Below are 16,049 nucleotides of genomic sequence, written 5' to 3'. Positions count from 1 at the left end.
GCAAGAGTATATCGATCGCTCCTGTACCTGATCATAAATTCATTCACTTGCTATGATTAGTAGCTTACTATTTTATATGCATCTTCTAATATAATATTGCGGGCGAGTTTCTCTGATTAATCTGCCAATTTTTCCGATTCTGGTATCAAGATAGTAAGCGTCTATAATCCTCCCCTTAAAATATTTAGGAACCTGAAATATAATGTAAGCATTTATTTTTGATTTCTTCTTTCCTATTGTTACTATAGTAATATTCTCTCTAGGGAAAGGAATGATAAAATGACAACTATTCAAATACCTGTATCTGTCTTAAATTTAGCGCCGATTCGAAAGGGGCAGAGCCCAAGTCAAGCGATTGAATCAATGGTCGAACTTGCACAAGCGGTTGAAAAAATAGGCTATCAACGTTATTGGATTGCAGAGCATCATAATACAGCTACACTTGTGAGTTCAGCTACATCTATTTTGATTAAACATGTGTTAGAGCATACCAAAAGCATTCATGTAGGTTCTGGCGGGATAATGCTGCCAAATCACTCTCCGCTTGTGGTTGCTGAACAATTTGGCACGTTAGCAACAATTTATCCTGATCGCGTTGACCTGGGACTCGGCCGGGCACCTGGTACAGATATGATGACGGCAAACGCCTTAAGACGTTCGAAAAATGATTCAGTTTACACCTTCCCAGATGATGTTAATGCATTGCTTACTTATTTTGGCCCAGCAGAGCAGCAAAGTTATGTGAAAGCCTATCCTGGTGTTGACACGAATATTCCGATTTATATCCTGGGGTCATCGACTGATTCAGCGTATCTAGCGGCAAACTTGGGATTGCCATATGTATTTGCCTCCCACTTTGCCCCAAGATTCATGGAAGAAGCGATCTCAATTTACAGAAGTCGTTTCCAGCCTTCAGAATATTTGGATAAACCATATATGATGGTTTGTTTAAATGTTATTGCTGCAGAAACAGATGAAGAAGCCCAATTTTTATCGACAACGATGCAGCAATTTTTCCTAAATGTGGTTCGTGGAACGCAAAATCCGTTGCAGCCGCCAGTTGAAAGCTTGGATGAGATTTGGACTCCGATGGAGAAGGAAATGGCCGCCACGAAGCAAAGTGTGACATTGATCGGAAGTAAAGAAACTGTCCGCCAACAGTGGACTGCATTCCAAGAGAAATATCACGTCGATGAACTCATGGCAGTATCGTATATATATGACACGGAAAAACAAAAACGTTCGTATGAAATATTGAAAGAAGTAGTTGACGGTAGATAATGAAAATAAAAAAGACCAGAAGAGACATTTTATCTCCTCTGGTCCTTTTGTAGTACAGAAATCTTAATTATTTTCTGATTGGAATTTAATCATAAACTCTTTGAATGCCTGGCAGGCTTCCACTGGAACCGCATTGTAGGCTGATACACGGCAGCCGCCGATGGAGCGGTGTCCGTTTACGCCGACAAATCCTTCCTGTTTCGCTTGCTCAAGGAATTTCTTTTCTAAGTCTTTTGACGCTAAGTTGAATGTAAGATTCATGAGAGAACGGCTTTTTGGTGTGGCATGACCAATATAAAAACCATTACTAGCGTCGATTGTATCGTAAATTAAGTTCGCTTTTTTCTCATTCAGCTTCGCAATGGCATCCAGACCGCCCAATTCACGCGCCCAGTTTAATACCTCTCCAAGCATATAAATACCAAAAGTCGGCGGTGTGTTATACAAAGAATTATTTTTAGAGTGGGTGCTGTACTTTAACATCGTTGGGATATTTGTGTTTGCTTGTTCAAGGAAATCCTTGCGAATAATCACAACGGTTACGCCTGAAGGGCCAAGGTTTTTCTGGGCACCAGCATAAATGAGCGCAAACTTGCTGACATCAATTGGCTTAGACAGAATATCACTTGACATGTCAGCGATTAATGGAACATCACCAGTATCTGGGAAGTCCTTCCATTGTGTACCATAAATCGTATTATTTGAAGTTACATGGACATATGCGTCAGATGAATCGTACTGCAATTGATCGATGGCAGGAATGCTGCGGTAGCTGCCTTCTTTCGTAGAAGCCGCATGGTAAACTTCACCAAATAGTTTTGCCTCTGTGAAAGCTTTCTCTGACCAAGAGCCAGTCATGACATATGCCGCTTTTTTACCTGTTTGTAAAAAATTCATCGGTACCATTGAAAACTGAAGACTAGCACCACCCTGCAAGAAGAGTACTTCATGCGTATCAGGAATAGACAGAAGCTCCTTTAAGCTGTCAATCGCCTGATTATGTACCTCTTCATAAGCTTTGCTGCGGTGGCTAAGTTCCATGACGGACATGCCCGTACCTCGAAAATCTATTAGTTCTGCCTGAGCTTTTTCTAGAACAGAAATGGGTAATGCAGAAGGGCCTGCATTGAAATTATAAGCACGTTGGACTTGCAGTTTCATTTTTATCACTCCATTTTTTCTTTTCTATGACTATACCACACATATAAATTTCCGAAAATAATTTTAATTGTGAAATAGTGAATTTTTAAATATTTTTTTCAAAATAACAAAAAGAAATAGGATGTCATTTCCAGAAATCCTATTTCTTCTCATCAGCTTATTTCTTTTATTTTTTGATTACTACGAGACCAGATAACGACAGGAATAAGCAAAAGGGAAAGAATTGCTCCAGCGAATGAAAGCCCTGCGTAACTTGTTTGTGCGACCACCATTCCGGATAGGGCTCCCCCAGAAGCCCCTGCTAAAGCAATCAAGACATCTACCGCTCCTTGAGTTTTGGCACGTGTTGAGGGATGAGTGGAATCGACGATTAATGCAGTCCCACTTATTAAACCAAAATTCCATCCAAGTCCAAGCAAGGAAAGCGCGACGATTAAGAGAAGCATGGAATTTGAAGGAGCGCTGCCAGCTAGTAAGCCCGCCGAAAGAAGTGTAGCACCAGAAGCAATGGCCATTGCGGTTCGACCGACTTTATCCACGAGAATACCTGTGATGAGAGAAGGAAGATACATCGCGCCAATATGGAAGCCGATGACCATTCCAACCTCTCTTAGACCATGACCATGATGTTTCATATAAACAGGTGTCATCGTCATGATTGCGGTCATGACAATTTGCGTTAACACCATAATGGTTGCTCCAACAACGATTCCTCGTTTATTCATTGCAAGATTACTTGATTGCTTCTCAACAGGATCACTCTTGTCGATGACCTGCCGATCTGCAAGGGCGTTGGCAACAATCAAAGGATCTGGCCGTAGAAAAAATAGCAGGACTAATCCTGCCAGTAGAAAGGCTGCAGCCCCTAAAATAAAAGGACCAGCAAGAGCAGGGACACCTATAGAGATTGCAAATCGGCCCATGACGTCCACCAAGTTTGGTCCTGCCACTGCCCCAAAGGTCGTTGAAACCATGGCGATACTGACAGCGGTCGCTCGCTGTGTGGGCTTGGCTAAGTCTACCCCTGCATAGCGTGCTTGTAAGTTTGAAGCAGATCCCGCACCGTATACAAGGAGTGATGCAAAAAGAAGTAAGATATTACTAGTAATGGCCGAAACAATGACTCCAACTGCTCCAATCCCGCCGGTCAAAAACCCTCCCGCAAGACCAATTCGGCGGCCAAAGCGTTGGGAGACGCGACCGATCAGCAGTGCTGCTCCTGCCGAGCCAAACGTTAACAATGCTGCCGGAATCCCTGCATAACTGTCCGTCCCTAACATTTCTTGGGCAAGGAGTGCACCAACAGTAATACCAGCAGCTAGTCCAGCCCCACCAAAAATTTGTGACATGACAACAATGAGCAATGTCCGGCGATATAACTTTTGCTGCTTTTCTGGTGAATCGACGTAGTTCTGCAACCAAGCTGGTTTTGAATTTTTTGGATTATGTGACACACTTAAACCTCTTTCTTTTTAAAGGTTGATATTTGTTTTTTTATTTTAACAAGAAAGAAAAGCAGTTTATATAGAATAGTGTCGAAAAATTCAAAACTTATTCACACTTATAATCCACATAATTCCAGTTCTAATCATTTATTTCTGTTTATATTCAGCATCATATGAATTTTCACCGGAACTGAAAGCATAATGGTCTCCTCTCTCATTTTTATTTTGCCCAATTTACTACGGATAGAAAAAACTATAAATTTCCATCTAGCACATTCTTTGTAAAGGGAACAATAATTGTTAAGGTGAGATAGGATGAAACGTGATGAACCACGTGATTATATAACGATTCAGGATAACCAAGGGAATCTTAAAGATTATGCTGTTGAAGCATTGTTTGATATGGAGGATGAATCCTATGCGTTATTAAAGGCTGAGGATGAAACCATCGTTATGAAAATAGAAGGAGAGGAAGGGAATCAAGATTTAGTGGGTATTAATGATCCTTCCGAGAGTGAAGCGATATTGGATGCATACCAAATCGCCGTGGAACATGCTCCAGCAGAATAAAATAAAAGCAGCGAAAGGTACCTCCAGAAAACCAAGGGCCTTTCGCTTGATTTTTTTTCAATAGTAATTAAAGCCAAGATAGATGATATAAATGATGATAGCTGTCATTGCGATTATCCAGACAAGAAAAACTGGATTTAATAAATAAGGATGTCTTTGTGTGCCTTCATTAATTGGAGTATCAAATTCTCCAGATTTAGTACTTACCATTCTTCCAGTACCCAACGTAACAACTAAACCGATGATTAAGACTAACAAGACAATTCCGGCCAAAATCAGATGCCAATTATTCATGAGAACCCCACCTTTTTTATCATATAATTTGAGAAAATGTGGCGAAATATACATAACTAGGTTTAAATTTCTTCAACTAAAAAAAGCTGAAAAAGGGTACATTCCCTTTTTCAGCTTTTTTTAGTTTAGGTCTGTTAATTCCGATGAATGAACCAATTGTATATTATGTATACTATCGACTTCCTTAATTTCGCAGAATCCTGAAGTGTACTTATAAAGGATTAAATATTTCTTGCCATTGTAAAGAACATACTCCATTTTATCGCCATCCTTTGACAATATTTATATTATTTTATATAAGTCGTACACAGTAATCTATGAAGGTTATTTAAAGATTATGTAAATTTTTTTTGAAGTTCAAATAGCAGCTCATTCAAAAATATAATCTATTAGAATGATTATGGTAAGATATTGTTGTTGGCATGTTAAGGGGGAAAAATTATGAACAAAAAACCAGTTATCGGCATTACAGGTGCCTATGTTAAACATAACGAATATATGGAAGGTGTCTATGTGCACCATGATTATCATAAAAGTGTTGCTGCCAATGGAGGAATACCTGTCATTCTTCCTTACATTAACCCTGAGATGGCAATAGAAACAATCGCCTTGTGCGATGGAATCATTCTCAGTGGTGGAGAGGATGTCGATCCAAAGCTTTTTGGTCAGGATCCGCATCCACACTTGGGTCCAACTACACCGGAGCGGGACGTGGCAGAGATTGCGATGGTGAAATTCGCGCTTGAAAACAATATTCCGATCCTTGCCATTTGCAGAGGCGTTCAGATTTTGAATGTTGCTCTTGGCGGTACGTTAATCCAGGACATCCCGAGTCAAGTCAAGGAACCCATTCAACACAACCAGAAAATTGATAGAAGTCGAGAGACTCACTGGGTGACCATCGCTACCGATAGTAAATTATTCGAAATGGTCGGTTCTGAACGAGTACGTGTGAATAGTCTCCATCATCAAGCCATTGATAAGGTGGCCAATGACCTTCGAGTTGTTGCCCAGTCATCCGATGGGATTGTTGAAGCAGTGGAGTATATCCATCCAACCACCTTTACAATCGGTGTTCAGTGGCATCCTGAATCAATGGCGAGTACAAACCATGAAATGAACAATTTATTCAAAGATTTTATTAACAGTATGGTTAAGGTCCCAGCTTCTGTCTAAGGGGAAAGGAATGAATCACTAGATGGAAAAAATTTATCTTGATTACAATGCCAGTACACCGATTGCTCCTGAAGTAGCCGCGGCCATGAAGCCATTGTTAGATCAATTTTATGGAAACCCGTCGGCCTTACACTGGGCAGGGTTACCAGTAAAGGAATTATTACATCAAGCCCGAGCGCAGGTGGCCAAATTAATTGGCTGTTCCCCCAGAGAGGTTATTTTTACAAGCGGAGGCAGTGAAGCCAATAATCTTGCATTAAAAGGTTATTTTTTTAAAAATCGGCATAAAGGCAATCATATCATTACTTCCAAAATTGAACATCCTGCGATTATGAACCCCTGCAAATTCTTAGAACAAATTGGGGCAAAAGTCACATATGTAGACGTTGATCGGAATGGGCAGGTTACACAAGAAGCAATAAAAAACGCAATCACAAAAGAAACCATTCTGATTTCGATAATGCACTCCAATAATGAAACCGGTACATTGCAGCCCATTATGGAGATTGGGGAAATAGCTAAGGAACATGGGGTTGCTTTTCATACGGATGCTTCCCAATCGGTTGGAAAAGTTCCGGTGAATGTGAATGATTTGAAAGTGGATATGCTAACGATTGCCGGCCATAAGCTTTATGCACCTAAAGGAATTGGCGCGTTTTATATACGAGAGGGAATCCATCTGGAACCACTTATCCATGGAGCGGGCCATGAGTTTGGCCTTAGGGCAGGTACCGAAAATACTTTATTGGCGGTGGGCTTAGGAAAGGCCTGTGAGATGGCTAAACAACACGTAGAAGATTGTGGAATAAAAGAGTTAACCGATTATTTTTGGATGCAATTAAAGGAGAAGTTCGGCAATCAGGTAGTATTGAATGGCCATTCGGAGGACCGTCTGCCGAATACTTTGAATGTCAGTTTTGTAAGAAGAGTGGGTCAAGAGATATTGGATGCGATCCCTCAGTTAGCTGCGTCAACAGGATCGGCATGCCACGCCGGCAGTATTGAATTATCCCCAGTTTTAAAGGAAATGTGTGTTTCTGAAGAAGTTGGAATGGGTGCCATCCGTTTTAGTTTAGGATGGTATACGACGAAAGATGAGATTGACCAAGTAGTGGATTCGATTAAGGGGATTCTTTGAAATAAAGGAAGAGGACTAGCTCATTGGAGGTAGTCCTTTTTTGTGAGTCGGGTGGCCGTCCTATATTCCCGAGACTAGACATATAATGAATTAGAGAAAGAAAATCAGCCCCAAATTAGTGTTTCATTGGTGGAAAATTCTTTGAATTGGTATAATATGTTAATACTGTCTAAGCCTTACATAATTAAAGGGATTTCGGTTAAGAGAAAGGAAACATGTACAGCATAAATACATTGTTGTCACGAAAAAGGGTAATCATGAGAGGATGATAAGGATGCAGAAAAGATTGTTAGGGAAATCAGGGCTTGAAGTATCGGCCCTTGGTCTCGGTTGTATGGGGATGTCAGACTTTTACAGCGGCAGGAATGACGATGAATCAATTAGAACGATCCATCGTGCCCTTGAAATGGGTATTACCCTTCTCGATACAGCTGATATGTACGGTGTCGGTAAGAATGAAGAGTTGGTTGGAAAGGCCATCAATGGACATCGTAATCAAGTGGTTATTGCAACTAAATTTGGAAATGTACGAGCAGAGGACGGAGCATTTTTAGGAATAAATGGGCGTCCAGAATATGTAAAAAAGGCATGTGAAGCGAGTCTTCGCCGCTTAGGTGTGGATCATATCGACCTCTATTACCAGCATCGAGTCGACCCCAACACACCAATTGAAGAAACCGTCGGAGCGATGGCCGATTTAGTCCGAGAAGGGAAAGTTCGCTATTTAGGGCTCTCGGAAGCCTCTGCGTCAACGATTCGCCGGGCACATGATGTCCATCCAATTACAGCTGTACAAACGGAGTACTCTCTTTGGAGCCGGGATGTAGAAGATGAGATTCTGCCCGCCTGCAGGGAACTCGGGGTTGGATTTGTCCCATACAGTCCATTAGGAAGAGGATTTCTAACAGGACAAATACAAAAGTTTGAAGACTTAGCAGTGGATGACTATCGTCGTTTATCGCCACGCTTTCAGGGGGAAAACTTCCAGAAAAATCTGGAACTAGTTCAGAAGATACATGAAATAGCCCGTGAAAAAGACTGCCAGCCGTCCCAACTTGCACTTGCTTGGCTACTTGCGCAAGGGGATGATATTGTTCCAATCCCAGGGACAAAAAGAATCAAGTTTTTAGAAGAAAATATAGGTGCACTTCAAATACCCTTAAATGCTACCGATTTAGAGCGAATAAATGAAGTTGCTCCACGGGGTGTAGCTGCTGGAGAACGTTACCATGAAGCAGGCATGAAAGGCGTGAATTTGTAATCGTTGATTGACGACTGACCGTCCTCGTATCGGCTAATATAGGTAGCCAATAGCCCCGATTGACGACCGACCTGGCTCCTTCAAGCAACCAGTGGTCATCTATACCTCCTCCACACCTTAGAAGTGTCACAAAATTGAAGTTGATTACGAGGAACAGGCACGATGAAAATGGTAAAATAAGAAAATACAGAGGAAGGAGCCAGAATGAAATGAACCAAGTAGAAATTATTGCTCGTAGAATACTAGGTTGGAAGTTAAATAGATGGGACAGATGGTTTGATTTTGAAAAGGGGACATTCATACCAGTTGCAGATTTTCAACCTGATCAAAATCTTGAGCATGCAATGCTCATCGTAGAAAAGTTAAAAGACTTCGGTTTTACCTATACAACCAATGGGAGCACTGAAGTTTGCTTTAACAACATATGTGAAACGGGCGACACATTAGCTCAAGCCATCAGCAATGCAGCCTTCACCATTGCTGATAATAGTTCGATCGCTGAGGAATGGCTGTAATAAGTACATATAAAAAGCTTGTAGATTAAATCCATATGGATCAAATCCTACAAGCTTTTATCGCTTCTATTTGCTTCGTAATACAGTTATAAACCCATCCAAGATTTCATGGCTGACCGAAAATCCCTTATGTTTGTAAAATTCCAGCGCGTCATTATTGCCGTTAGAGACAAAGATAAAATAATCCTCGACGTCATCAAATTGTTTTAACCAATCCATCGACATCTTGAAAAGTGTAGACCCTACCCCATACTTCCGATACTCGTCCTTAATATAAAATTGCGATAAACAACCAACATTTGGTTTACGAACTGTAGACATGTCAAAAAAAGTAGCAAAATCATTAGAATAGGTCTCTTTTGGCGAGATATTAGAATAAACGTACCCAACGACTTGGTCGCCGTCCTTCACAACCACGATATAATTATGAATGGCGCTATTAATCGAAGGGACCAGGCGGGTGTTAAAGTTCATGCTGTCAAACAGTTCTGGTGTTATGTAAGCTTTCGATTTTTGAAAGGCCATAAGTTCATTGCATACATCCCGGCAGTATTCTATTTCTTCGTCCGAGATTACTTCATATGTTAAATTCACGAATTCTCACTCCTTATCTCCCATATCAAAACTGTAAGAGCACTCGGTTTAAATTAAACCGAGACGCTCTAATCCATAACGGACACCGTCTTCTTCGGCGGAGAGTGTGACCATATTGGCCATTGCTTTCAATTCATCACGGGCATTTCCCATGGCGACGCCCATTCCGACTAGTGACAGCATTTCCATATCATTTAAACCATCGCCAAAGGCAACGGCCTCATCAGGTGCAATCCCAAGTTTTTCTAATAATTTACTAAGTCCCACTGCTTTGTTTGAGTTAGACAAATTCACATCACAGGTTCGTGCCCCTGAACTCCATCTGCGGAAATCCAGTTCTGGAACCTTTGACTGATAGGATAACTCCTCCTCTAGATCGCAATGGAGGAAGATTTGATAAATATCCTGGTCTTTCCAAAATTGCGGCGGGGCCAGTTCCGGTTTCCATGGATCATGCTGGTACGCTTCTACGACGAAGGGATGTTCTAAATGCGTGACTTTAAAGCTTGTATCGCCTAAATAAGTCAGCGGATGTTGTAAGTCATTGGATAATTGATGGACTCTTTCTAAGACTTGCTTATCAATCGAACTCTTGTATATTTCTGTTCCTTCATGGAAGGCAAAGGAACCGTTAAAAAAGACCATCGAGTCGACCCCAGTTTCTTGAATAATCGACTCAGTAAAGTAAGGTGCTCTCCCGGTAGCAATCACCACTTTCGTCTGTTTCTCTTTTAACCTCTGGATGGCATCCTTTGTGGCATGACTCAGTGTTTTTCCATGGGGGAGGATGGTTCCGTCTATATCTAAGATGACAACCTTATAATTCATAAAACACGCTCCCATAAATTCTTTCACAGATATTTCTATAGCAAAGTATAACATGTTCCAAGAAAAACCCTATGCAAAACACACTTAAACAGGAACATTTATGATCGATGGGGATCTATTATATAGGTTCAGGATATTCCCAGTCAAATTTAACAGAAACCCTGACTAGAAAACGTAGGTATGTTCCATTTTTTTATTAACAATAATTACATTATGTAAACTTATAGGCGGGATTTGAAAAGGATTCATAGAAAATGAAGGTCTCGGGCAAAATGTGAAAATGATAATGGTTTCTTTTATGGAAAAAACACAACACGCATTAGGGGAGGTATTTCTGTGGATCAAATAGAGAAAAAGCGAAAACTACTTCGTGATTACGGCTATCCTGAAAAAGCCATTCCGAGATTAATGGAGGAAATAAGTTCGATGGACTACAATAGGCTGGAAAAACTGATTTTGCCATATAACGACATAACGTCAGAAAAATCCTAATAACTGAAGCAAAAAAAGACTCCAACCCAGGAGTCTTTTTTTAACTTCTTAATCTTCATTATTTTGCATTCCAGTAAACATGAGTACAAAACGGAGTAATTCTGCTACTGCTACTACAGTTGCTGCTACGTACGTAAGCGCAGCAGCGTTTAGCACTTTTTTCGCTCGATACTCTTCTTCATTTCTAATCAGACCAGAACCAACCATTACATCCAGAGCTCTGGAACTCGCATTGAATTCGACAGGTAACGTAACCACCTGAAACAGAACTGCAGCGCCCATAGCGATAATTCCAAGTAATAAAAAGTTGGCAGAGGATAAGAGAATACCGATTAAAATCAAGATAAATGAAAAATTTGAGCCAATATTTGCGACTGGTACCAATGCATGTCTTACACGTAAAGGTACATAACCATCCTTTTGTTGTAAACAATGGCCAACCTCGTGAATGGCAACGGATATCGAAGCAATCGAGGTCCCATGGTAGTTCGTTGTGGAAAGCCTAACACTTCTACTTCTTGGATCGTAGTGGTCCGATAAGTGACCTCTCACTTCTTCTACAGATACGTCGTATAAGCCATTTTGATCCAAGATTCTTCTAGCAGCCTGGGCACCCGTAAATCCAGAAGATGAGCCTACTTTCAAAAATTTAGAGTAGGTACTCCTTAAATACATCTGCACAAATATTGGAATTATCATGATTAGAATAAAATAAACGATAAAACCCATAATGCATACTCCTTCTCAAGATGCTATTTTATATACATTATTATACTTTAAGGTACACTTTTTTAGTAATAATGTGCTTGTTAAAAAAAGGACTAACCAATTTGGTCAGTCCTTTTACGTGAGTATTTTAATTAAATAGCACGGTTGACCGTACTTATTTTTTTCTTAAATATCTTCGTATTTGTTCCAATATAAACACCAGATAGGACAAAGGCTGCTCCAATTCCGTGAGCCAAAGTGAAGGTTTCATTTAAAAAGATGGTGGCCATCAAGACGGCCGATACTGGCATGACATTAATAAAAATTGAAGCTTTTGCCGCGCCAATTTCCTTGATCCCGTAATAATACATAATAAATGCCACCACTGTTACGAAAATACTCATGTGGGCGATGGCTATCCAGGTTGAAATGTCAGCATGCTGTACATCTTTCCAAGTGGTTTCCACTAATGCAAATGGTAATAAAAATAATGTACCAAAAGCTACGGCATAAGTAGTGGATTCGACTGAACTAAATTTTTTTAAAACCACTTTGCCAACGACGCTGTACAAGGCCCAACAAATCACCGCACCAAGTAAAACAAAATCGATCGTTTCAAAGCCTATCTCCACCAGTGAAAGCACATGACCATCTGTAATTATAAAAGTTACCCCAATAAGAGCAGTCACCATACCAATTATATGGTTCTTGGTAATCGTCTCTTTTAAAAAGATGCCTGACAAAAGAACAATTAAAACTGGATTTGACGCAATAAATAAGGAACTCTTAATTACCGGTGCATGTTTGGTGGCAATAAAAAAGCAAATATTATATAGTGCTATTCCAGTTAAACCTAAAACCGCAAACAAGCTATAGTCTTTAAGAGTAGGCCTGATCCGATTTTTTTCAGTTAACCACATCAGCGGGAACAATAGGACAGAAGCTCCTAAAAAACGTAAAAAAGCAACTGTAGCCGGTTCAAAGTCTTGAACTGCAATTTTTCCAGCAATAAATGCACTTCCCCATGTCGCCGTAGCGAAAATCAACATTCCATATATAAGCCATTGCTTTTTTTTCATGTATGTCCCTTCAATCTATTAAAAGTAATAATTAGAATTGTAACATTTTTTTCGGATTTCGAAATAATTATTTTTAATAGATTTTGAATTATGCGATAAATAGGGGAGAGTTTAAAATTATTTCTTTTGTTTATTTCTAAACGAAAGAATATTTGACTTTAAGGATGCATAAGTTCCAATCGCTGCATATCCGTAAAACCAGCCCATAAAAATACCGCCAAGAGTGTTGTGTTTATGACTAATAAAAATTGAAATTCCTAATCCAAAGAGAAGTGCAATGGTTGGCACAAACCACTTCGGTAATTTGAAATATAGCTTTATTAGTTGAGTTAATACAATAATGATGGGAATCGCAAAAACTGCATCCCAAAAATTTGTTTGAATGGCAGGGAAATCCACAGCAGAACACACCTTTTTTACCTTATTATGTGTGTTCTGCTAAAGATTTATGATTTAGCTTATACTGATATACCAAGCCAAGCCCCCAATTGCAGCTAAGATGACAATGGCATAAATAGCCGTCAACCGTATCGTGTTTTGTTTTGTGGAACTTTTATAGTCCTCATCCGGTTTCCCAGTAAGTGCTAAGGTACCAATTAGGGCACCAATTAAAACAACAATGATAAGAATCATGCCAAACGTCATAGTATTTCATCCTCACTATATGATAAAATTATTGATTTTTCATTAGACATAGTATGATTCCTATATTAAGGTTAAAGTTATAAAAAATGACCAGCCAATTACTAAAAAAATGGACCATCCACTTTTACTGTCATAAGTGATTGGAAAGGAGTGAGTTGGGTGGATTGGAGACCCGATCGAACAACTAAAAGACCAATTTATAAACAAATTGCTGATTACATTGAACAAGGTATTGCCACAGGCCATTTTTCACCGGAAACCATGTTACCTTCAGAAAGAGCCTTAGCTGAAGAGCTGCAAGTGAATCGTAGTACAGTGGTAGCCGCATATGAAGAACTGCAGTCAATGGGGATTGTTGAGAGAAAAAAAGGTAGTGGGACCATTGTGAGTACGGATATTTGGGGGCTCGAACATAGACGGATTCCAAACTGGGGTAGATATTTGGAGCGTGGCTCATTTCTTCCCAACCTTCCTGTTGTTCAAAGAATTCGTAAGGAAACCCAAGATAATGACCTTATTAATATGGCAAGTGGTGAATTGTCATCTAGTTTATTTCCAAATGAGCAATTCCAACATATTCTATCCGCGCATCCTTTTACAGGCTATCTTGGCTATGACGATCCGCAAGGAAATGAAGAATTAAGGTGTACGATTGCCGATCATGTGAATGAATATAAGAAAATTAATACAACTTCTTCTTCGATTCTTATCACATCGGGTGCACAGCAAGCACTGCATCTGATTGTCCAATGCCTGCTTAAACCTGGTGACGCTGTGGCAATTGAAGATCCATCCTATTGTTATTCTCTGCCCATTTTCCAGACGGCAGGTTTAAAAATCTTCCGATTGCCTGTGGATTCAAATGGGGTAAATCCAGAAGACCTTGTTCAACTACATAAGAAACATAGAATAAGAATGGTATTCCTAAATCCGGATTATCAAAACCCAACGGGAAAGGTTCTTTCCCTGCAACGGCGTCAACGAATTTTAAATATTTCAGCAGAATTTGGAATACCAATTATTGAAGATGACCCCTATAGTTTGACCTCCTTTGATGGAGTGGTAAATCCATCGTTAAAATCAATGGATGATAATGGGAATGTTCTATATATTAGTTCGTTGTCGAAAATTATTGCTTCCGGATTACGAATCGGTTGGGTTATTGGCCCCTCAAAGGTCATTCAACGGCTTGCTGACGCCAAACAACAAGTTGATTTTGGACACAGTGTATTTCCTCAATGGGTGGCGAACGAATTTCTCAAGTCACAGTCCTATGATACACATATACAATTTTTAAGAAAACAGCTTGAACAACGGAGAGATCAACTTGTTCAAAGTCTTAATCAACTATTGGGTGAAAAAGTTTCCTTCTCTATTCCAGATGGGGGGATTCATCTGTGGTGTAAAGTGAACAGACCTATCGACGTGCAGAAATTACTGGAGGAATCAATCAAGAAGGGAATTGCCTTTGTCCCAGGAAATGTTTTAGGCACTGAAAAAGGGTGTCTCCGTTTTACCTATGGCAGGGCGGAAACAAATTTGATTCATGAGGGAATTAATAGATTTTCACAGGCATTAAAGAATCTACCAGCAAATAATTAGCAGAAAGGATGATGACGATGAAAAAGATACTTATTACTGGCTTTGACCCATTTGGAGGAGAGCCCGTTAATCCTGCGCATGAAGCGGTAAAGTTATTACAAGGAAAAGAAATTGCAGGCAGCGAAGTAATCACAAGAGAAATCCCAACGGTTTTTGGCAAAGCGATTACTAGTCTTAAAGAAGCGATCGCTGAACTAAATCCAGATATAGTCATTTGTGTCGGCCAAGCAGGGGGGCGTGCCACAATCACGCCTGAACGTGTGGCGATTAATGTAGACGACGCCAGAATCCCAGATAATGAGAATAACCAGCCAATTGATAAAGAGATTGTCCCGGGGGGACCAACAGCTTATTTCTCTAAATTGCCAGTCAAGGCTATGGTGAAAAAGATGACGGAGAACGGAATTCCTGCTTCCGTTTCAAACACAGCTGGAACATTCGTCTGCAATCATATTTTTTATGGGTTGATGAATCTAATTGAAACTAGCAGCAAGGACATCCGAGGCGGCTTTATCCATATTCCCTTTATCCCTGAACAAATTGTCCGTAACCCCGGTCAACCAAGCATGAGTCTAGAATTAATTGTAAAGGGTCTGGAATTATCCATTGAAGCTGTAATTTTAAATGAGCAAGATATTGCAGCAGTTGGCGGGGAGATTAGCTAATTAAAAGGCTGTGTTAAAGGTTAATACTGATTTCAGAACTCTGTTGATTGGAGCGGAAGGCACGAAGACTCCTGCGGGAGTACGGGGCAGGGGAGACCCCGCAGGAGCAAAGCGACGAGGAGGCTCCCCGGCACGCCCGCGGAAAGCGAAGTGCCTGGAGCGGAAATCAACAGACAAGTTTAATAGCCAATTTTAAAGAAATAATGTAAGGATTTCTTACACCATGGAGGACAGGTCCTGTCCTTCTGATTATAATCCACTATATGGAATCTATTCAGGAAGAAATTATCTAATCCTTGATTCTCACTTTACATAACATAAAAAAATTAACCTAAATAATACTACTATTTGTCCAATGACAGGAAGAATTAGAGATATATAATATAAGGTAGAGAAGTAGGTTTTTAACCTTTTGCTTTGCCTCAACCATAGGGACGGCAAATAGGACCCTGCTGGCAGGAGTTGAAGGAGGTAGTGTCAAAACTTCTATGAAAAAGTGACCTGAAGTTTTTTTCTTCTCTCTTTTTTGTAGTGGAGGTACCCGCAATCGCTCTTGACAAACACACCAATGGTTTGAGGTTCCTTTAACAAGGGC

19 protein-coding genes are annotated in these 16,049 nt (G+C 40.1%); 10 read left to right on the top strand and 9 right to left on the bottom strand.

The genetic code is table 11. From position 1 onward, the window contains the following. Positions 1-279: 279 nt before the first annotated feature. Entirely contained in the window at positions 280-1,281 is a 1,002-nt protein-coding gene (locus tag ACE198_RS27005) for an LLM class flavin-dependent oxidoreductase (protein ID WP_375377684.1), read from the top strand. 63 nt (positions 1,282-1,344) lie between these two features. Here ACE198_RS27005 and serC read toward each other — a convergent pair whose 3' ends face one another. Together serC and ACE198_RS26995 are read right to left on the bottom strand one after the other, a co-directional pair. Beyond that, on the bottom strand, positions 1,345-2,442 hold the full coding sequence (serC, locus tag ACE198_RS27000) for a 3-phosphoserine/phosphohydroxythreonine transaminase (RefSeq protein WP_375377683.1): 1,098 nt from the start codon (positions 2,440-2,442) through the stop codon (positions 1,345-1,347). Between the two features lie 152 nt (positions 2,443-2,594). Then, entirely contained in the window at positions 2,595-3,896 is a 1,302-nt protein-coding gene (locus ACE198_RS26995; protein ID WP_375377682.1) for an MFS transporter, read from the bottom strand. A gap of 306 nt (positions 3,897-4,202) precedes the next feature. Between ACE198_RS26995 and ACE198_RS26990 the strand changes: the two genes are divergently transcribed. Next, the gene (locus ACE198_RS26990) at positions 4,203-4,457 is read left to right on the top strand and encodes a DUF1292 domain-containing protein (RefSeq protein ID WP_375377681.1); all 255 of its coding nucleotides are present in this window, start codon (positions 4,203-4,205) and stop codon (positions 4,455-4,457) included. 57 nt (positions 4,458-4,514) lie between these two features. On the opposite strand, the gene ACE198_RS26985 is transcribed toward ACE198_RS26990, so the two are convergent. Next, a complete protein-coding gene (locus tag ACE198_RS26985) occupies positions 4,515-4,751 on the bottom strand; it encodes a hypothetical protein (protein WP_098573088.1) in 237 nt (78 codons plus the stop codon). A gap of 441 nt (positions 4,752-5,192) precedes the next feature. Here ACE198_RS26985 and ACE198_RS26980 point away from each other — a divergent pair, with 441 nt between their 5' ends. The 4 genes from ACE198_RS26980 (at position 5,193) to ACE198_RS26965 (ending at position 8,841) form a co-directional block, all read left to right on the top strand. Further along, on the top strand, positions 5,193-5,927 hold the full coding sequence (locus ACE198_RS26980; protein WP_375377680.1) for a gamma-glutamyl-gamma-aminobutyrate hydrolase family protein: 735 nt from the start codon (positions 5,193-5,195) through the stop codon (positions 5,925-5,927). Positions 5,928-5,949: 22 nt separating this feature from the next. After that, positions 5,950-7,065: a cysteine desulfurase family protein gene (locus ACE198_RS26975; protein ID WP_375377679.1), complete on the top strand. Its 1,116-nt coding sequence runs from the start codon at positions 5,950-5,952 to the stop codon at positions 7,063-7,065. Positions 7,066-7,339: 274 nt separating this feature from the next. Beyond that, positions 7,340-8,326 (top strand): aldo/keto reductase, encoded by a 987-nt coding sequence (locus ACE198_RS26970; protein WP_375377678.1) that lies wholly within the window; start codon positions 7,340-7,342, stop codon positions 8,324-8,326. 209 nt (positions 8,327-8,535) lie between these two features. After that, on the top strand, positions 8,536-8,841 hold the full coding sequence (locus tag ACE198_RS26965; protein ID WP_375377677.1) for a BC1872 family protein: 306 nt from the start codon (positions 8,536-8,538) through the stop codon (positions 8,839-8,841). Positions 8,842-8,907: 66 nt separating this feature from the next. Here the strand turns inward: ACE198_RS26965 and ACE198_RS26960 are convergent, their stop codons facing one another. Further along, positions 8,908-9,435, bottom strand: coding sequence for a GNAT family N-acetyltransferase (locus tag ACE198_RS26960; protein ID WP_375377676.1), 528 nt, complete (start codon positions 9,433-9,435; stop codon positions 8,908-8,910). Positions 9,436-9,483: 48 nt separating this feature from the next. Then, on the bottom strand, positions 9,484-10,263 hold the full coding sequence (locus ACE198_RS26955; RefSeq protein WP_375377675.1) for a Cof-type HAD-IIB family hydrolase: 780 nt from the start codon (positions 10,261-10,263) through the stop codon (positions 9,484-9,486). Between the two features lie 336 nt (positions 10,264-10,599). On the opposite strand from ACE198_RS26955, the gene ACE198_RS26950 reads away from it, so the two are divergent. Beyond that, the gene (locus tag ACE198_RS26950; RefSeq protein ID WP_155929020.1) at positions 10,600-10,755 is read left to right on the top strand and encodes a hypothetical protein; all 156 of its coding nucleotides are present in this window, start codon (positions 10,600-10,602) and stop codon (positions 10,753-10,755) included. Between the two features lie 48 nt (positions 10,756-10,803). Here the strand turns inward: ACE198_RS26950 and ACE198_RS26945 are convergent, their stop codons facing one another. From ACE198_RS26945 to ACE198_RS26930, 4 genes are all read right to left on the bottom strand, one after another. Then, on the bottom strand, positions 10,804-11,484 hold the full coding sequence (locus ACE198_RS26945) for a zinc metallopeptidase (RefSeq protein ID WP_375377674.1): 681 nt from the start codon (positions 11,482-11,484) through the stop codon (positions 10,804-10,806). Positions 11,485-11,615: 131 nt separating this feature from the next. Then, on the bottom strand, positions 11,616-12,542 hold the full coding sequence (locus ACE198_RS26940) for a DMT family transporter (RefSeq protein ID WP_375377673.1): 927 nt from the start codon (positions 12,540-12,542) through the stop codon (positions 11,616-11,618). A gap of 117 nt (positions 12,543-12,659) precedes the next feature. Continuing rightward, positions 12,660-12,941 carry a hypothetical protein gene (locus ACE198_RS26935; RefSeq protein WP_375377672.1) on the bottom strand — a complete coding sequence of 94 codons (282 nt, stop codon included), beginning with the start codon at positions 12,939-12,941 and terminating at the stop codon, positions 12,660-12,662. A gap of 54 nt (positions 12,942-12,995) precedes the next feature. Continuing rightward, on the bottom strand, positions 12,996-13,187 hold the full coding sequence (locus ACE198_RS26930) for a hypothetical protein (protein ID WP_098573105.1): 192 nt from the start codon (positions 13,185-13,187) through the stop codon (positions 12,996-12,998). A gap of 159 nt (positions 13,188-13,346) precedes the next feature. Between ACE198_RS26930 and pdxR the strand changes: the two genes are divergently transcribed. Genes pdxR through ACE198_RS26915 form a run of 3 tightly spaced genes read left to right on the top strand, consistent with a single transcriptional unit; the run spans position 13,347 to position 15,650 of the window. Continuing rightward, positions 13,347-14,789, top strand: a complete 1,443-nt coding sequence (gene pdxR / locus ACE198_RS26925; RefSeq protein WP_251463239.1) for a MocR-like pyridoxine biosynthesis transcription factor PdxR — start codon at positions 13,347-13,349, stop codon at positions 14,787-14,789. 17 nt (positions 14,790-14,806) lie between these two features. Then, positions 14,807-15,454, top strand: a complete 648-nt coding sequence (gene pcp / locus ACE198_RS26920; protein WP_251463240.1) for a pyroglutamyl-peptidase I — start codon at positions 14,807-14,809, stop codon at positions 15,452-15,454. A gap of 10 nt (positions 15,455-15,464) precedes the next feature. Continuing rightward, positions 15,465-15,650: a hypothetical protein gene (locus ACE198_RS26915; RefSeq protein WP_375377671.1), complete on the top strand. Its 186-nt coding sequence runs from the start codon at positions 15,465-15,467 to the stop codon at positions 15,648-15,650. The last annotated feature ends 399 nt before the right edge of the window (positions 15,651-16,049 follow it).

Origin of the sequence: Neobacillus sp. KR4-4 (genome assembly GCF_042136325.1) — a bacterium.
In the GTDB taxonomy this organism is placed as follows: domain Bacteria; phylum Bacillota; class Bacilli; order Bacillales; family Cytobacillaceae; genus Neobacillus.
The sequence above is the reverse complement of the archived record's forward strand: the minus strand, read 5'-3'. Positions and strand labels throughout refer to the sequence as shown.

Excerpts from the sequence above, each read along its gene's own strand:
- ACE198_RS27005 (WP_375377684.1), top strand. The coding sequence starts at position 280 with ATGACAACTATTCAAATACCTGTATCTGTCTTAAATTTAGCGCCGATT.
- serC (WP_375377683.1), bottom strand. The coding sequence starts at position 2,442 with ATGAAACTGCAAGTCCAACGTGCTTATAATTTCAATGCAGGCCCTTCT.
- ACE198_RS26990 (WP_375377681.1), top strand. The coding sequence starts at position 4,203 with ATGAAACGTGATGAACCACGTGATTATATAACGATTCAGGATAACCAA.
- ACE198_RS26985 (WP_098573088.1), bottom strand. The coding sequence starts at position 4,751 with ATGAATAATTGGCATCTGATTTTGGCCGGAATTGTCTTGTTAGTCTTA.
- ACE198_RS26980 (WP_375377680.1), top strand. The coding sequence starts at position 5,193 with ATGAACAAAAAACCAGTTATCGGCATTACAGGTGCCTATGTTAAACAT.
- ACE198_RS26975 (WP_375377679.1), top strand. The coding sequence starts at position 5,950 with ATGGAAAAAATTTATCTTGATTACAATGCCAGTACACCGATTGCTCCT.
- ACE198_RS26970 (WP_375377678.1), top strand. The coding sequence starts at position 7,340 with ATGCAGAAAAGATTGTTAGGGAAATCAGGGCTTGAAGTATCGGCCCTT.
- ACE198_RS26965 (WP_375377677.1), top strand. The coding sequence starts at position 8,536 with ATGAACCAAGTAGAAATTATTGCTCGTAGAATACTAGGTTGGAAGTTA.
- ACE198_RS26955 (WP_375377675.1), bottom strand. The coding sequence starts at position 10,263 with ATGAATTATAAGGTTGTCATCTTAGATATAGACGGAACCATCCTCCCC.
- ACE198_RS26945 (WP_375377674.1), bottom strand. The coding sequence starts at position 11,484 with ATGGGTTTTATCGTTTATTTTATTCTAATCATGATAATTCCAATATTT.
- ACE198_RS26940 (WP_375377673.1), bottom strand. The coding sequence starts at position 12,542 with ATGAAAAAAAAGCAATGGCTTATATATGGAATGTTGATTTTCGCTACG.
- ACE198_RS26930 (WP_098573105.1), bottom strand. The coding sequence starts at position 13,187 with ATGACGTTTGGCATGATTCTTATCATTGTTGTTTTAATTGGTGCCCTA.
- pcp (WP_251463240.1), top strand. The coding sequence starts at position 14,807 with ATGAAAAAGATACTTATTACTGGCTTTGACCCATTTGGAGGAGAGCCC.